The organism is Bartonella sp. AP57NXGY, assembly GCF_042195805.1.
GTDB lineage: Bacteria > Pseudomonadota > Alphaproteobacteria > Rhizobiales > Rhizobiaceae > Bartonella.
Genome location: NZ_JBHIOZ010000283.1, coordinates 1 through 1,378, shown reverse-complemented (window position 1 = coordinate 1,378; position 1,378 = coordinate 1). Strand labels below are relative to the sequence as shown.

Genomic DNA, 1,378 nt, shown 5'->3' with positions numbered 1-1,378 from the left:
AAAAGCCGTGTCTTAAAGGACGCGGCTTTTTTTTATTCTATCTTTTAGACGCCACAGCCGCTTTAATCAATTCCTCTACAGTCTTTATCTATCTACAAAAGGATATTAAACCTGTAGAAATCTCTTTTCTTCCTGTAACCCATGCCCCCAAAATAAGTTGCGTATCTCCAAAAACACGCGCCCTGCCACCAATAATTGCCTTTCCATAAGCACGTACATTACCGTAAACCTTCGCAAACCCATTAACACACGCCTCATCACAAATTATTGCATTTTCAAAAACCTTCGCATGCCCCCAAACCATAGCAGCATTATAAACCTTGGCATCATCACCAACCCAGCAATTGCCATCATGTGATAAGTTGTATTCACTTTCAATAAAGCCCCCTAAATCTCCTTTTTTAACACTTCCAAAACTTCTTAAAGCTTTAATGCGATAAAGTGTTCTAACTCTACCATAGAGATGGTCTTTAACTTCTGTAGTTTCATTAGTAAGTTCATATTTTTTGGATACAGTTTTAGTGGTCATAGGTAGCTCCCTAATCTAATATTCAAACAAATTGTTAAATGAAATGGTTATAAGGAGGCGCCCCCGCACCGCCCTATTGTTTAATTAAGCAGCTTCTTTTTCACATTCTAATTCACATTCTAAATCGTCATCATTTTCCGATTCAAGATCAGCATCATAATAGTCTTCAAAATCATCATAATACTCATGACGATAATAATCATCTTCACTACCAAATTCGGGATATGCTTCATTCCAAATATGATCATCTGCTGTTAAAGAAGCGGCGCTATGAACATAAGAATCTCCTGAGATAAGAGCACCACATACAACGGCATCATCGAAAACACGCGCGTCATCACAAATATAAGCAGCACCGCTTATTTTTGCATTGCCTCCAACATGAGCATTATCACAAATGACGGCATCATCAGAAATATGAGCATGATCAGTTACATAGGCATTATCATAAATCTTTGCATTGCCTTCAATTACAACAGCACCTTTAATATGAGCATTCCCATAAAGACGCGCATTGCCTCCCATAAAAATAGCTTCAAAAATAGCATTCCCATAAATTTTTGCATTCCCACAAACGTCTACAAAAAAGCTTCTTACTTTTGCATTCCCAGAAACGCGGGCATTTTGAAAAACGCGGGCTTTATCATATACCCAGCACGTACCATAATGCGATAGGTTGCTTTCATTTTCTATAAAACCACCTAAATCCCCCGCCTTGACATCTCCAAAATCTTTTAAGGCGCGTATACGGTATAATGTGAGACCAGTCATATGATCTATTTCATTAGTCAATTCATATTTTTTGGATGGTTTTCTCTTTTTAACTGTAGCTTTCATGCTAGTAATCCT

Annotated in this window: 2 protein-coding genes; both read right to left on the bottom strand. The window is 37.7% G+C overall.

The features are described from left to right. Nucleotides 1–88: 88 nt before the first annotated feature. A complete protein-coding gene (locus tag ACFIL8_RS10310; RefSeq protein ID WP_375612653.1) occupies nucleotides 89–529 on the bottom strand; it encodes a hypothetical protein in 441 nt (146 codons plus the stop codon). Nucleotides 530–613: 84 nt separating this feature from the next. Beyond that, complete coding sequence (locus tag ACFIL8_RS10305) at nucleotides 614–1,366, bottom strand: hypothetical protein (RefSeq protein ID WP_375612654.1); 753 nt, start codon at nucleotides 1,364–1,366, stop codon at nucleotides 614–616. Nucleotides 1,367–1,378: the final 12 nt, after the last annotated feature.

Excerpts from the sequence above, each read along its gene's own strand:
- ACFIL8_RS10310 (WP_375612653.1), bottom strand. The coding sequence starts at position 529 with ATGACCACTAAAACTGTATCCAAAAAATATGAACTTACTAATGAAACT.
- ACFIL8_RS10305 (WP_375612654.1), bottom strand. The coding sequence starts at position 1,366 with ATGAAAGCTACAGTTAAAAAGAGAAAACCATCCAAAAAATATGAATTG.